This is a genomic window from Kushneria sinocarnis, from assembly GCF_003633775.1.
Taxonomy (GTDB): Bacteria; Pseudomonadota; Gammaproteobacteria; order Pseudomonadales; family Halomonadaceae; genus Kushneria; species Kushneria sinocarnis.
This window is the reverse complement of sequence record NZ_RBIN01000003.1, coordinates 88,670-103,981: the sequence shown is the minus strand read 5'-3', so window position 1 is coordinate 103,981 and position 15,312 is coordinate 88,670. Positions and strand designations below refer to the sequence as shown.

At 58.5% G+C, this 15,312-nt stretch carries 9 protein-coding genes; 3 read left to right on the top strand and 6 right to left on the bottom strand.

The genetic code is table 11. The features are described 5' to 3' along the window. Both C7446_RS05260 and galE read right to left on the bottom strand, forming a co-directional pair. Entirely contained in the window at window positions 1-1,362 is a 1,362-nt protein-coding gene (locus tag C7446_RS05260; protein WP_121172019.1) for a UDP-glucose dehydrogenase family protein, read from the bottom strand. A 116-nt stretch (window positions 1,363-1,478) separates the two neighbouring features. Then, the gene (gene galE / locus C7446_RS05255; protein ID WP_121172017.1) at window positions 1,479-2,492 is read right to left on the bottom strand and encodes a UDP-glucose 4-epimerase GalE; all 1,014 of its coding nucleotides are present in this window, start codon (window positions 2,490-2,492) and stop codon (window positions 1,479-1,481) included. 213 nt (window positions 2,493-2,705) lie between these two features. Between galE and C7446_RS05250 the strand changes: the two genes are divergently transcribed. Next, window positions 2,706-4,178: an SLC13 family permease gene (locus C7446_RS05250; RefSeq protein ID WP_121172015.1), complete on the top strand. Its 1,473-nt coding sequence runs from the start codon at window positions 2,706-2,708 to the stop codon at window positions 4,176-4,178. A gap of 97 nt (window positions 4,179-4,275) precedes the next feature. Here the strand turns inward: C7446_RS05250 and C7446_RS05245 are convergent, their stop codons facing one another. The 4 genes from C7446_RS05245 to C7446_RS05230 all read right to left on the bottom strand — a co-directional run bounded on the left by C7446_RS05245 (window position 4,276) and on the right by C7446_RS05230 (window position 11,485). Beyond that, the gene (locus C7446_RS05245) at window positions 4,276-7,467 is read right to left on the bottom strand and encodes an efflux RND transporter permease subunit (RefSeq protein WP_121172013.1); all 3,192 of its coding nucleotides are present in this window, start codon (window positions 7,465-7,467) and stop codon (window positions 4,276-4,278) included. An 18-nt stretch (window positions 7,468-7,485) separates the two neighbouring features. Further along, window positions 7,486-8,826, bottom strand: coding sequence for an efflux RND transporter periplasmic adaptor subunit (locus C7446_RS05240; protein WP_245977707.1), 1,341 nt, complete (start codon window positions 8,824-8,826; stop codon window positions 7,486-7,488). Window positions 8,827-9,073: 247 nt separating this feature from the next. Next, window positions 9,074-9,898 carry an AraC family transcriptional regulator gene (locus tag C7446_RS05235; RefSeq protein ID WP_170150009.1) on the bottom strand — a complete coding sequence of 275 codons (825 nt, stop codon included), beginning with the start codon at window positions 9,896-9,898 and terminating at the stop codon, window positions 9,074-9,076. 867 nt (window positions 9,899-10,765) lie between these two features. Then, window positions 10,766-11,485 (bottom strand): RNA polymerase sigma factor FliA, encoded by a 720-nt coding sequence (locus C7446_RS05230; RefSeq protein WP_121172007.1) that lies wholly within the window; start codon window positions 11,483-11,485, stop codon window positions 10,766-10,768. A gap of 676 nt (window positions 11,486-12,161) precedes the next feature. On the opposite strand from C7446_RS05230, the gene C7446_RS05225 reads away from it, so the two are divergent. After that, window positions 12,162-13,043 (top strand): flagellin N-terminal helical domain-containing protein, encoded by an 882-nt coding sequence (locus C7446_RS05225; RefSeq protein ID WP_147408726.1) that lies wholly within the window; start codon window positions 12,162-12,164, stop codon window positions 13,041-13,043. A 180-nt stretch (window positions 13,044-13,223) separates the two neighbouring features. Then, on the top strand, window positions 13,224-15,308 hold the full coding sequence (locus C7446_RS05220; protein ID WP_121172005.1) for an O-linked N-acetylglucosamine transferase, SPINDLY family protein: 2,085 nt from the start codon (window positions 13,224-13,226) through the stop codon (window positions 15,306-15,308). Window positions 15,309-15,312: the final 4 nt, after the last annotated feature.

Genomic DNA, 15,312 nt, shown 5'->3' with positions numbered 1-15,312 from the left:
TCAGTCGGTCATGGCGACCTGGGGCGCCGTCTGCAGTGACTTCCCGCGGCCCACTGCGTAATACATCAGGCCCGCTTCCCGTACCGTCTCGGGATCATAGAGGTTGCGACCGTCGATCAGCACCGGCAGCGACAACTGGGATTTCAGCCACTCGAAATCCAGCGTCCGGAACTCCTTCCACTCGGTCACGATGACCAGCGCATCCGCGCCCTGCACGGCCTGCACCCGATCGGCCACCAGCGTCAGATCGTCCCGCTCGCCATAGATGCGACGACACTCCTGCATCGCTTCCGGATCATAGGCCTGTACCCGGGCACCGGCGGCCCAGAGCGCCTCCATCAGGGTACGGCTGGGCGCCTCGCGCATGTCATCGGTGTTGGGCTTGAAGGCCAGCCCCCAGAGCGCAATCGTGCGCCCCGCCAGCTCGCCGTCAAAGGCACGCGACAGCTTCTGGAACAGGGTGCGTTTCTGGCGATCGTTGACATGCTCCACCGCATCCAGCAGCTCGGCGTGATAGTCGTTCTGATGCGCCGTGCGCGCCAGCGCCTGGACATCCTTGGGAAAACAGGAACCACCGTAACCGCAGCCCGGATAGATGAAGTGATAGCCGATGCGCGGATCACTGCCGATACCGCGGCGCACGGCCTCGATATCGGCCCCCAGCCGCTCGGCCAGGTTGGCGATCTCGTTCATGAAGCTGATCTTGGTCGCCAGCATGGCGTTGGCGGCATACTTGGTCAGTTCGGCCGCCCGCACGTCCATGAACATCAGCTTGTCATGATTGCGGTTATAGGGGGCATAGCAGTCGCGCATCAGCTCCTGCACGCGATCGCTGTCGGTGCCGACAATGATCCGGGCGCCCCGGGTAAAGTCCTCGATGGCCGCCCCTTCCTTGAGGAATTCGGGATTGGAGCAGACATCGTACTCCAGCGCGACGCCGCGCGACTCGAGCGCCCCCGCCACCCGCTGATGGACCCGATCGGCCGTGCCCACCGGCACCGTGGACTTGTCCACGATGACGCGGTAGTCATTCATGTAGCGGCCGATGGTGTCGGCCACCGCCAGCACGTACTGCAGATCGGCACCGCCATCCTCGTCGGGCGGCGTCCCCACGGCGATGAACTGCAGCACGCCGAACGCCACCGCGCTCCGGGCATCGGTGGTAAAGGAGAGTCGCCCGGCCTCGACGTTGCGCTCCACCATGGCAGCCAGCCCCGGCTCGAAGATCGGCATCTCGCCGGCTTCCAGACGAGCAATCCTGTCGGCGTCCACATCCATGCAGATGACATTGTGGCCGACGTCGGCAAGACAACTCCCGGTAACCAGACCCACGTAACCGGTGCCGAAAACCGTAATCTTCATTGCTTATCCCTGTGTGACTGCCGCATTGGGGTGGTAGGACATCGAATCCTACCACGCCTTGCACAGCGAACGAATCCTGCTCCCGCCATGCCAATGAGAGCTGCAACCTGTTGAATCTACTGCTGCTCGTACCCCTGGGGATTCTGCTGCTGCCAGCGCCAGGTATCCGCCATCATGCGCTCGATGCCGAACTGTGCCCGCCAGCCCAGCACGCGCTCGGCATGAGCCGGATCAGCGTAGCAGCAGGCGATATCGCCGGGGCGGCGCGGCTTGATGGCACGGGGAATCTCGCGTTCACTGACCCGGGCAAAGGCATCGGCCACTTCCAGCACGCTGTAGCCCTTGCCGGTCCCCAGATTGAAGGTGTGCACACCCTGGTGCTGCTCGAGGAAGTCCAGCGCCTTCAGGTGGCCATCGGCCAGATCCACGACATGAATGTAATCACGTACCCCGGTGCCATCGGGCGTATCGTAATCATCCCCGAATACGGACAGCGCCTCGCGCCGGCCGATGGCCACCTGACTGATGAAGGGCACCAGGTTGTTGGGAATCCCGTTCGGATCCTCGCCGATCATGCCGCTCTCGTGCGCCCCCACGGGATTGAAATAGCGCAGCAGGGCCACCCGCCACTCTTCATCGGACTGGCACAGATCACGCAGGATCTCTTCCACCATCAGCTTGGAGCGGCCATAGGGGTTGGTGGCCGAGGTCGGGAAATCCTCCTGGATGGGGACCGTTTCCGGATCACCATAGACGGTTGCCGAGGAGCTGAAGACGATGCTCTTGACGCCGGCACGCGCCATCGCGCGACACAGCACCAGGGTGCCGTTGACGTTGTTGTCGAAATAGGCGATCGGCTTCTCGACACTCTCGCCCACCGCCTTGAGACCGGCGAAATGTACCACGGCCGAAATGTCGTAGCGCTCGAACAGGCTGTCCAGCAGGGCCTCGTTGCGAATATCCCCCTCGACCAGCGGTACTTCCCGACCGGCCAGGGTAGCTACCCGTTCAATGGCCAGGGGACTGGAATTGGTCAGGCTATCCAGCACCACGACTTCATGCCCGGCCTGCAGCAGGGCCAGTACCGTGTGGGAACCGATGTAACCGGCCCCCCCAGTCACCAGAATCATGTTGTTTCTCCTATCATCCATATGTAATCAGTCGCCCGATGGGCACCGCCAGGCTCACACAGCATAGCCCTGTCATCAGCCATGACCAGCGGCGCCCGGGCTGATTCCCGTTAAAGGGGCCTGAAGCAGGGTCCCTTCCCATGGGCCGGGGCCAGACTGCCATGATCCTGCAAGGCCCTGATGCATTCACCTGACCGAAAAGCAGGCTCTTTCATGTCGGAAACCTCAACCGGAAACACGCAACACAGCAGCGCCCGGGCCCCGCTCGTGGGGCTCTGGCTCGGTCTGCTGCTGCTGGCCGTCACACTCATCCTCCCCGCCCCGGGCAGTCTTGCCGAACCGGCCTGGCACTGTCTGGGCCTCGCCCTGCTGATGGCCTGCTGGTGGTCGACCGAAGCGATCCCCATTCCGGCCACCTCCCTGCTTCCCATCATCCTGGGGCCGGCTGCCGGCATCGGCAGCATGGATGATGTCACGGCAGCCTATGCCAATCCCATTATCTTTCTGTTTCTGGGCGGCTTCTTGCTTGGACTGGCCATGCAGCGCTGGGATCTTCACCGGCGCATCGCACTGCGCATCCTGACGCTAGTCGGCACCAACCCCCGCCGCCAGATCGGCGGCTTCATGCTGGCCACCGGCTTTCTCAGCATGTGGGTCTCCAACACGGCCACCGCCATCATGATGCTGCCCATCGGCACTTCGGTACTGGCGCTATGGCAGAACGACAGCGAGGAGTCCGAGGAGCAGCATCACGAACGGCAGCGTTATGCCACGGCCCTGCTGCTGGCGATTGCCTATTCGGCCAGTATCGGCGGCGTCGCCACCCTGATCGGCACGCCTCCCAATGCCCTGCTGGCCGGCTATGTATCAGACAACAGCCAGATCGAACTGGGGTTTGCCCAGTGGATGATGGTCGGCCTGCCGCTCTCCATCATCATGCTGCTGATCACCTGGTGGTGGCTGACCCACAAGGGCTTTCAGCTCGGCCAGCAGGACCGGGGGCAGCAGCTGCTGCAGGAAGAGCTTCAGCGCATGGGGCGCATGTCCACGGCCGAAAAGCGGGTCGGCGTGGTCTTTCTGCTGACCGCGCTGGCCTGGATGACCCGTCCGCTGCTGACTGATCTGGGTCTGGCATGGCTGTCGGATACCGGCATTGCCATGATCGCAGGCATTGCACTGTTTCTGCTACCCGCCGGCACCTCCGGCAAGGATCGCCTGATGACCTGGGAGAAGGCCTCCGAACTGCCCTGGGGCGTGCTGCTGCTGTTCGGCGGCGGCCTGGCACTGGCCAAGCTGATCCAGGGCTCGGGTCTGGCGGACTGGATCGCCCAGCAGCTGGAGCTGTTCAGTGTCCTGCCGCTGCTCGGCCTGGTGGCCGTGGTGGTCATGGTCATCATCCTGCTGACCGAAATCACCTCGAACACGGCCACGGCAGCCGCCTTCCTGCCACTGATGGGCGCCCTGGCCATGTCCCTGAACCTGTCACCACTGCTGATCACGGTACCGGCGGCCATCGCTGCCAGCTACGCCTTCATGATGCCGGTCGCCACGCCGCCCAATGCCATCGTGTTCGCCACCGGCGAAATGCGTATCCAGTCGATGATTCGCGCCGGGCTGATGCTCAATGTGGTCAGTACCCTGCTGATCACCTTCCTGGTGACCTTCCTGGTCAGCTGGCTCTGGTGAAAGCGCGCAACTCGCGCATGCCAGGCCTGCAAGCGCCATGAAAAAAGGCCGTGGTCCAGGGACCACGGCCTTTTCGTTTGCGGGCATGACAGAGCCGTCAGTGCTGGTCGTGACTGCTCTCGACGGCTGTATCACCCTGCTGATTCGAACCACGCCGCAGCTTGCGTCCGAGCCATTCCGAGCTCTGCATGATCATCACGTAGGTAGCCGGCACGAACAGGCTCGCCAGGATCGTGATGGTAATCATGCCGCCGACCACCGGCGTGCCGATCTGGTGGCGGTTGGCCGCACCGGCCCCTTCCGCCAGCGCCAGCGGCAGGGTACCGCCGATGAAGGCCAGCGAGGTCATCACGATCGGCCGGAAACGCATTTCGGCGGCACGCATGGCGGCATCATGAATCGACAGCCCCTCGTGCTCGCGCTGCTGCTGGGCGAACTCCACGATCAGGATGGCGTTCTTGGCCGCCAGCCCGACTACGGTCAACAGCCCGATCTGCAGGTAGATGCTGGTGCCCATGCCGCGCAGCCAGACCGCCAGGATGGCGCCGATGAACGCAAACGGTACTGCCGTGATCACCGCCAGCGGCAGGGTCCAGCGCTCGTACTGGGCCGCCAGGATCAGGAAGACCATGACGATACCGAAGATGATCGCCAGCATCGCCGCATTGCCCTGGTTGAGCTGCTGATAGGCGACCCCGGTCCAGCCCATGCTGTACTGCGAGCCCAGCTGCTTGGAGATGACCTCCTGCATGGCCTGGATCGCCTGGCTCGAACTGTAGCCGGGCGCTGCGCCCCCCTGGAAGCGTGCCGCCGGATAGACGTTGTAACGATCCACGATCGGCGGCGCCTGGGTGCGCTCCATGGTGACGAAGTTGGAGAGCGGGGTCCGCTCGCCGTCGCCACCGCGTACATAAATGCTGGAAAGGTTCTCCGGCTTGCGTCGGAAGGTGTCCTCGGCCTGCAGATAGACCTGGAAGTTACGGCTGTTCTTCTGGAAGTAGTTCACGAATGAATTACCCAGGGTACTCGACAGCGTCGTGTTCAGATCCGACAGATTCACCCCGTAGCTCTGGGCCTTCTGCTCGTCCACGTTCGCCCTGTAACTGGGCACCGTGGCATCCAGGGTGGTAAAGACCTGGGCCAGCTCGGGCCGCTGGTTGGCCGCCTGCACCACCTTCATGGCGTTCTGATAGACCTGGGTGGGCGAATCCCCTCCGAAGGACTGCAGATAGCCGGTGAAGCCGCCGGTGGTCGAGAGCCCCTGGATGGGAGGCAGGTTGAACGCCATGATATTGCCGCCATCGACCTGACCGCCCACCTGCTGCAGGTTCTTGATCATGTCCTCGGCAGACGCCTGGCGCTCGCCCCACGGCTTGAGCGAGACGAAGATGACCCCCTTGGCCGGGTTGGCGCCGTTCGACAGGAAGTCATAGCCGGAAACCGCGGTCGCGTACTCCACGGCCGGATTATCCATCATCTGCTTCGACACCTTCTGCAGGTACTCATCGGTACGATCCATCGATGAGCCGGCCGGCAGCGAAGCGATCCCGAGCACCACGCCCTGGTCACTCGAGGGCAGCAGGCTGCCCGGCAAGCGGGAGTAGACCATCACCGAAATCACGCAGACGGCCACCACCCCGGCCAGCGAGATCAGCAGGTGACGCAGCAGAAAGGCCACACAGCTCAGGAAGACCCGGGTAATCCGTGAAAAGCCCCGATTGAACCAGTCAAAGGGCTTTCTGATCATGCGGATGAATTTCGACTCGCTCAGATTTTCCTTGTGCTTGATGAAGATCGCGCACATCGCCGGTGTGAACGAGAGTGCGACCAGCGCCGAGATCGCCACCGACACTGCAATGGTAATCGCGAACTGCCGGTACATCTCCCCGGTCAGCCCGGAGAGGAAGCCGACCGGCACGAACACCGAGGCCATGATCAGGGCCGTGGCAATGACCGGTCCGGAGACTTCCCGCATGGCCTCAAGCGACGCCGACATGGGCGTTGCTTCGGGATCGTGCTCGAGTATGCGCTCGACGTTCTCGATCACCACGATGGCGTCATCCACCACGATACCGATGGCCAGTATCATGCCGAACAGTGACAGCAGGTTGATCGAGAAGCCCATCAGGTACATCCCGGCGAAGGTGCCCACCACCGAGACCGGCACCACCGACATCGCCACCAGCGTCGAGCGCCAGTTCTGCAGGAATATGAAGATGATCGCCGCGACCAGAATCAGCGCCTCGAGGAAGGTATGCTCCACGGATTCGATCGAGGCATTGATGAACAGGGTCGTATCGTAGGGAATCGAATAATCGATACCCGCCGGGAAGCGCTCCTTGAGCTCCTCCATCTTGTTCTTGACTTCACTGGCCACCTGCAGCGCATTGGCATCAGGCTGGGCATAGATGGCGATCGGCGCCATCGGGCTGTTGTTGACCCGCCCGCGAACGGCATAGCTGGAGGCCCCCAGCTCGACCCGCGCCACATCGCTCAGACGCAGCGAGCCGCCGTCCTGCTGGGTGCGCAGTACGATATCGCGGAACTGATCGACGTTGGTAAAGCGCCCCTTGGAGCTGACAGTATAGGTGTAGGAAGTCGGATCCCGCTGCGGAGCGCCGCCCAGCTTGCCGGCTGGCACCACCGTATTCTGAGCCTCAATGGCACTGGAGACCTCGGCCGGGGTGATGTCGTACTGGGACATCTTGTCCGGGTTGAGCCAGACCCGCATGGCGAACTCCTGGTTCCCCAGGACCTCGGACTGCCCCACACCGGGGAGCATGTTGAGCTCATCGATGATATTGAGGTTGGCGTAGTTGTTCAGATAGAGCGAGTCGTACTGGTTGTTGGGCGAATACATCCCCACGAACAGCAGTACGCTGCTGGACTGCTTCTGAACCGTCACGCCCTGGTTCTGCACGGACTGGGGCAGCTGGGAGAGCGCCCGCTGGACCCGGTTGTTGACGTTGATGGTCGCCTGATCCGGATCGGTGCCGATATCGAAATAGACCTGCATCTGCAGCCGACCGCTGTCGGAACTCGATGAGGTCTGATAGATCATGTTCTGGGTGCCGTTGATCTCCTGCGCCAGTGGCGAGGCCACGGTATTGGAAACCGTGGTGGCATCGGCACCCGGAAAATTCGCGCTCACGCTGACCGTGGGCGGTACCACGTTCGGGTACTGCTGGATCGGCAGCGCACGCACGGACATCAAACCCATCAGGGTAATGATGATCGAAACGACCGTGGCGAATATCGGCCGATGGATAAAGAAGCTTGCAAAATTCATTCGGCTGCCCCGTTGTGGTTATTCACCGCCACCGTCGTTGTCCTCGGGTTCGGCACCATTACCACGCTGTGTCGCCTGCTGTGACTGATCCGACTCGCGCTGTTCGGTCACACCCGTATTACCGGTGCCCTGATTCGGCTCCTTTTCGGAGCGCAGCGGCTGACCGGAAGGATCGGTGGGCTGCTGGGAGCCGCCCTGCCAGGGTTGCGGATCGATCTTCTCACCCACGCTGACGCTGCCGATGCTGCCGGCCACGATCCGTTCGCCCGCCTTGAGACCTTCGGTAATGATGGTCTGCTCACCGGCCTGTTCACCCAGCGACACGAAGCGGCTCTGAATGACATTGTCATCGTTGAGCACATACAGCTGCGGCCCCTTGAGCCCTTCCGTCACGGCCTCGTTGGGCACCGACAGCACATTGAATCGCTTGAGGTTCTCAAGGCCGATGCGCACGAACTGCCCCGGCAGGTAGAGATAATCGGGATTCTGGAAGATCGCCCGACCCTGGACGGTACTGGTGGATTCATCCACCCGCGACCCCAGAAAGTCGATCTGCCCGGTCAGGGTATTGGCGGTGGTGTCCTGCTGGTTGGCATAGGGGAAGCGGAGCCGAGCCGTCACCTCCGGGGCATCCTCCATCTGCCGCTGCCGGCGCAGGGCAAAGGCATCTTCCTGCGGCAGCGAGAAGCGCACCTCGAGTGGATTCAGCGGCGTCACGGTCGCCAGCTCGGTATTTTCCGCCACGAAGTTGCCGACGTTGACCTCATTGAGGCTGACCATGCCATCCACCGGCGCCTTCACCGTGGTGTAGTCCAGATCGATGCGGGCGCTTTCAAGCGAGGCCTTCGCCTGGGCCACTGACGCCTGCGCCGTCTGCAGGGTATTCAGCGCCGTATCGCGCTGCTGCTGACTGATGGCACCCCGCGAATAGAGCCGCTTGTAGCGCGCCCAGTTGCGCTGTGCCTCCTCCAGATCCGCCCGTGCGCTCTGCAGATCGGCTTCGCGCTGATCCACGGTGGCCTGATAGGGCGGCGGCTCGATGGTAAACAGGGTCTGCCCCTTCTCGACCATTTCGCCTGGCTGATAGTGCTTCTCCTCGAGCACGCCGGAAACCCGCGCAACGATATCCGCAGAGAGATCACTGCGGATCATCGCCGGATATTCCATATCGAGTTCCAGATCGTGCGGCTGCACCTTCATTACCGCCACCTTGCGTGGTGGCTGCTGGGAGCCTCCTCCCTGACTCTGCTGCTGACTTTCATCACCACCGCCACAGGCGGCAAGCAGCAACGTCACGACTCCGATGAGCCCCCATTGCGGGGCCCGATTGGCAAGCATCCGGATCATTGGAATATCCACGATTATCCTGATTTTCGATGCATTGAATTTTAGATGCATTCCTGTATGTATGTAAATGAGCCCTGACCGAGTACTCGAGAGGAGCAGCATAGCCCATCCCGGAAAATCACGCGGGCGAACGCCTTCAGACCGACGTAAAGGGCATCGGCCACACGAAATTGCTGCCGATAAAAGGCAACGCCCGGTCGAGAAACGACCGGGCGCGGGAGCCTGCGGGATAGCGCGGAGCGGAGATGATCCGGCTGATCTATTCGACGGGAACCAGCAGTTCCATGCTGCTCAGGCCGGCATCGCGGCGCCCTTCCCTGTAAAGGACGCGGCTGTGATCCACCCGGACCTGCTCATCGTTCATCATTGCCCAGTTCAGGGCCATGTGCTGAAAGGCCGCTTCGTAATCCTTCCAGCTGTTCAACCGGGTGCTCATGCAGCGGCCGGCCGGCACGGTAACCCAGCGCAGCGGCAGCGGCGGATGCCAGGTCTCGCGACGCGCCATGCGGTAGCCGATATCCTTGCGTACCCGATGCGCCGGCGTGACCCGCGGGTCGTCATAAAGAAAGCAGACCGATTCCAGAATCGACTCCTTGGCGCGCTGCGGGCACAGGGTCAGCAGGTGCTGACGCAGGCTCTCTTCACTGAGGCCGCTATCACCGAAGTCGCGGATCACCAAGTAGTACTCTTCCTCGTTCTCGCGGACCTCCACGTGCGGCGTGGCATCCGGTACACGCGGCAGGGCACTGAGCGTATTGCGCATCTGCTCGCGATAGGCCCGCGGCGACAGATCGAAGTGACGGCGAAAGACCCGGCTGAAGGCGGCATGATCCTGATAGCCGCACTCCAGCGCGACCTCCATGATCGACTTGCGCGTATAGATCAGCAGCATCGCCGCGCGATCCAGACGGATGGTCGCGTGATAGTCCGTCGGCGTAACGCCAAAGGACTGCTTGAACTTGCGCCGCAGATGCGAGGTGGACAGCCCTACCTGGCGAGCCACCATGGTCATGGGCATCAGTTCATTGGTGTGCTCGTGCAGAATGACTTCTGTCGCGGCAACGTCGAATTCTCTGCAATCCATATCGTATCCCATCCCATAGGCGATATAAGTCACTTGCTGGCGCTTTTGTACGCCTCTCTGCGAACCGCACTCACTGCCAGCCGATCAGGCGGGCAAACGCCATGTTCCATCAGGCCGTCTTTGATGAGTGCCGGTTGAATCAGTACGAAACATGAGCGCAGGAAGTTTTTTTATATTCCCGCTACTGTCATCCCGTGACTGATCCAGTGGTGATTGAATCACCTGTCCGGGCAACCTTTTTTATTGCGCTTGCGGAAATGATCGCCGGAACAGGTTGCAGATTAATTTATGCCAGCAACAAGTAAAGTATGAAAATTGCGAAGACTACAAAATTGACCCTTTATGATAATCGCCCACCCATGCTGCAATAATCCCTGAAAATAGAGCTAACTAATCCTGCAAGCCTTTTCCGGCGACTAAAGAACTAGAATATTTTTTATAAAAAGTACCAGGAAACTGGTTCCTGTGCTGTTTCTTCCTGTTTCCTAAGGCTTTTCATTTGGAAATTCATGGTTTCATTACAAAAACGTTCAGTCACAATCCGTAGCCTGGTGTACTGACATCAGTCCTTCTTTTTTCGGGCACCAGCGGCTTCCCGCCCAGCGTTGAAGGGCTGTTTTTTATCGGGCGTCGCCATTCGGCGACATTTAAACCTGTTGCTTCACGACCTGCTGAAACGTTTCGGCAAGTCCACGTAACAACCTCACATCAATTCAGCCTGATAACAGGGTTGCTATTGCGGATACAAAAAAACCCGGTTCGAAAGAACCGGGCTGATGGGCAGGAAAACTTCAAAGGGGGGGCATGACACGCATGAAGCGGCGCCGGGCGTATCACGCCATGGCGCCGGACCGCGAGCGTGGCGGTCTACTCGTCATCTTCATTGGCCAGTGCCACCCGCAGCCGGGCTACGGCCTGGCCGTGCAGCTGGCAGACCCGGGATTCGCTGACCCCCATCACGGCGCCGATCTCCTTGAGATTGAGCTCCTCCTGATAGTAGAGCGCCAGCAGCAGACGCTCCCGCTCGGGCAGGCGATCGATCGCGGCCGCGAGCTGCTCCCGCTGTGCGTGGGCAAGCCACTGATCGTGCGGCGTATCCGGCCGGGGGACGCTGTGATCGACATGCGACGCCTCGGATTCATCCGTGCTGACGTCCTCATAGGGCATCAGAAAGCCGTTGTTCACGTCCGTCAGCGTCTGGTGATAGTCATCCAGCGAGATATCCAGTTCGGCCGCGATTTCGCGCTCGCTGGGCGATCGGCCATTCTGCTGCTCGAGTTTCCAGACGGCCCGATCGATATCACGCGACACCCGCCGCACACTGCGCGGCAGCCAGTCCCGCGAACGCAACTCATCGATCATGGCGCCCCGAACCCGCTGCGAAGCGTAGGTGGTAAAGGTCGCCCCCTGCCCTGCATCAAAGCGGTTGAAGGCATCCAGCAGACCCACCAGCCCGGCCTGAATCAGATCATCGAGATCCACACAGGCCGGCAACCGGACCTGCATGGACAACGCCTGACGGCGCACCATCGGCATATACTGATCCATCAGCTGCGTATGATCGATTCTACCCTGAGCCGTATACATGCGCGTGGCATCCCCTGGTCTCTACACGGTGGTGCGCCCATGCGCCTGATGCGCGCAGCGCGGATGGAGAGCATTATGCGCCTCGCCTTACACTTCGAAACAATAAACAGGCCATGAATGCGCGGCCTTCTTTGCCAATAGCCGCGCGGCACTCCTCACCGCCCTGCTATCACACTCTTTGCAGGAGCGGCCTCAGCCACGATCGTCCGGTCGCCCAACCTCCCTGATCGTGGTAGGAGCGACTTCAGCGCGATTATCCGACCACCCGGCTTCCCCGCTTGATGTAGGAGCGACTTCAGTCGCGATCACCCAACCACCCAGCCTCCCCGCCTGATGCAGGAACGACTTCAGTCGCGATGGGGTTGCCTGGGTGACAGATCAATCGCGACTGAAGTCGCTCCTACAATAGCCTCAATGACCACCCCACCTCGATCACCCTCCTGCCATATGACGATTCAGGGAAATCCATCGCCTTCCCTAAAGCCGCGCCCACAGGTGACGTTAATCCCCTTGCCAACGCGGAGCAGGCGCTAAGCTCCACACCGGAAACAAAAAATGCCCGGTGGCGCTAAAGAAAAATCGGAACAACCCGATAATTGAATCAGGCGGCAGGCAGTGCCGCGAATACCGGCGAAACACGCCGCTTCCTTTTGAAACGCAATAGGGAATCGCAACCATGGCAATGGTCGTCAATACCAACTCGCTGTCGCTGATGGCTCAGCAGAACCTGAACAAGTCCCAGAGCTCGCTCAACACCGCAATCGAGCGCCTCTCCTCCGGTTCGCGCATCAACAGCGCCAAGGACGATGCCGCCGGTCAGGCCATCGCCAACCGCATGAGCTCGCAGATCACCGGTCTCAACCAGGCCAGCCGCAACGCCAACGACGGCATCTCGCTGGCCCAGACCGCCGAAGGCGCGCTGGATCAGGTCAACGACAACCTGCAGCGCATCCGTGAGCTGACCGTGCAGGCCCAGAACGGCACCAACTCCGCCAGCGACATCGACTCCATCCAGAAGGAAGTCAATCAGCGTCTGGAAGAGATCAATCGCGTTACTGAAAGTACCTCTTTCAATGGTACTGATCTGTTCGCACAGAGCACCGGTACTGAATTCAGCATTCAGGTTGGCGCCAACGATGGTGAAAATATCTCCATCAATATCGGTTCAGCTTCGGGCTGGAATGCTTATTCTGCTAGCGCGACCGGCGCTCTGGGTGGCGGTACCGGCGTCAACTTTACTGGTGGTGATCGTACCGTCGGTGCCCAGGGTTTTGACGTCATGAGCTCCACCGCTCTGGCTGATCTGGACGATAAGCTGAAATCGGTCGACGACAATCGCAGCGATCTGGGTGCCGTGCAGAACCGCTTCGAATCGGCCATCGAGAACATCAACACCACCTCGACCAACCTGAGCTCTGCCCGCTCGCGAATCGAGGACGCGGATTACGCTACCGAAGTCTCGAACATGTCCAAGGCGCAGATCCTGCAGCAGGCCGGCACCTCGGTACTGGCTCAGGCCAACCAGACGACCCAGAGCGTGCTCTCGCTGCTCCAGTAAGCACTTCAGTTGCACCTGAAGCTACTCAAGGCCGGCTTATGCCGGCCTTTTTTATTGCCTGCATGGTGTGTCTCAAAATGCCGGATTGGACCAGCTAACGACTTCTATTCAAGTCCTTCGCTCTATTGCGTGCCTCTAGAATGGCTTCAGGCCCCATCTTCAGAATCAGCAGGTGTATCCATGAGCGCTCGCAAGCAAAAGAAATCCTCAGACCGCGCCAAGCCGCATCGCTCCTCAGCCAAGAGTGCAGCTATTGCTCCACCGCAGGAACAGAAAAAATTTTTGGAACTCTACAATGCCAGAAGTTTTATAGAAGCAGAGCACTATGCAGAAAAGCTGACCCAGCGCTATCCAAAAGATGCTTTCGGCTGGAAAGTACTGGGTAGTTGTTTGCACAAAAATGGCCAAATTATGAAAGCCAAGGATGCACTAAGCCAATCATTGCAAATCAATACTAACGATGCACAGGCACAGCATCTGATGGCACGCACTTGGTATGATCTAGGGGATCCCACTCAAGCAATGGCTTATGCAAACAAAGCTTTAACACTAGAACCAAGCTTTTCTCAAGGCCATCACACACTCGCAGAGGTTTTAACTGAAAGCGGCAATTATCAAAACGCATTCGATCACGCTTGCAAAGCTGAAGAGCTAGGCTACGAACGCACTTCCTGCTTATTGACAAAAGGTCATTTATTTATAAAGCTGGGGCGTTATAATGAAGCTAAACAAACGTACGAAATGCTGATTTCAGAAATCCCTGAAAACATTCACTTCCTGAATGACATTGCCAATCTTTACAAAGACCTCGGGCAATTTTCATTTGCAGAAAAATACTACCATCGCGCATGTGAAATAGATCCTGACTATCAGGCTGCATTTTCTAACTATCTAATTTGCAAGCACTATAACCCTGAATGTTCAGGAAATGAAATTTATCACGCTATTCGGCAATGGGAAAGTCGCTTCTCACTTAACCGAACACCCTTTCAACACATACCAGCAAATAATTCTTCCGACAAAATAATCCGAATTGGCCTAGTGTCTTCGGGGCTCAGGTTACATCCGGTAGGTCAGATGATATGTGCCGCTCTTGAACAACATCTCGGTGGCATGGAATTCCATGCCTACAGCACTAACAATACCAATGATCATATTACGGAAAGGCTCAAGAAATGTACTAAATCTTGGCATCTAGTACGCCATCTCAATCAGGAAGAACTGGCTGAAAAAATTCAGAAAGATGAAATTGATATTCTTTTTGATCTGTCTGGCTATGGTGACGGTAGCCGCCTGAAAACCATGTCTTACAAACCAGCCCCTATTATCGTCAAGTGGGTTGGTGGGCTTATTAACACTATGGGTTTGCCAGCTTTCGATTATCTTCTTAGCGATCGATTCGAAACCCCGGAAAGTAGCGATAACTTTTATACGGAAAAATTGATTCGCTTGCCCAACGACTACATTTGCTATACCCCACCTAATTACGCACCTTCTATCAAGGCGTTGCCAGCACTTTATAATAGCTTTATTACTTTGGGTTGCTTTAACAATCCTGCCAAGATAAATCGTGTTCTATTAGGTGAATGGGCTAAGATAATGCAAGATCTTCCGGAGAGTCGGCTTTTGTTAAAAAGCATACAATACAGCAGCAGTGAGTATTGTGACTTTATTCGCGATGTTATGTATGAATACGGTATTTCAGCCGACCGACTCATACTAGAAGGCCCTTCCAAACACCGTGAATTGCTTGACTCTTATAACCGAGTTGATATTGCCCTAGACACTTGGCCTTATTCAGGTGGGCTCACGACCTGCGAAGCCTTCATGATGGGGGTGCCAGTCGTTACCCTGCCAGGCCCAACCTTTGCCGGCCGCCACTCGGCAACACATCTTATCAACGCGGGCATGCCTGAGCTGGTTACCAGTAGCTGGGAAGAGTACCGTCAGCGCGTTGTTGAACTGGCCTCCGACATCCCCAACCTGAGTGTGATCCGTGCTTGCCTGCGTCAGTTCCTGATACAATCGCCGGTCTGCGACGCAGAGAAATTCGGCAAGCATTTTTCAACGGCCATGCGTGCTATCTGGCAGCGATATTGTGAAGGAAATAAAGCTACAGCCCTGAAGATAACTGAGGAAGGAGGAGTCTTTGAAGAAAAAGGTGAAAAATTTTATGGGCTGCAGAAAAATTACGACTCCACAGAAAGATCTAAAAAATCAAATATCAGCTTAGAAATCGATCATATACTGAAAAATATTAAATAAAAAA

Coding starts and splice junctions, on each gene's coding strand:
- C7446_RS05220 (WP_121172005.1), top strand. CDS start 13,224: ATGAGCGCTCGCAAGCAAAAGAAATCCTCAGACCGCGCCAAGCCGCAT.
- C7446_RS05235 (WP_170150009.1), bottom strand. CDS start 9,898: ATGGATTGCAGAGAATTCGACGTTGCCGCGACAGAAGTCATTCTGCAC.
- C7446_RS05245 (WP_121172013.1), bottom strand. CDS start 7,467: ATGAATTTTGCAAGCTTCTTTATCCATCGGCCGATATTCGCCACGGTC.
- C7446_RS05250 (WP_121172015.1), top strand. CDS start 2,706: ATGTCGGAAACCTCAACCGGAAACACGCAACACAGCAGCGCCCGGGCC.
- galE (WP_121172017.1), bottom strand. CDS start 2,492: ATGATTCTGGTGACTGGGGGGGCCGGTTACATCGGTTCCCACACGGTA.
- C7446_RS05260 (WP_121172019.1), bottom strand. CDS start 1,362: ATGAAGATTACGGTTTTCGGCACCGGTTACGTGGGTCTGGTTACCGGG.
- C7446_RS05230 (WP_121172007.1), bottom strand. CDS start 11,485: ATGTATACGGCTCAGGGTAGAATCGATCATACGCAGCTGATGGATCAG.
- C7446_RS05225 (WP_147408726.1), top strand. CDS start 12,162: ATGGCAATGGTCGTCAATACCAACTCGCTGTCGCTGATGGCTCAGCAG.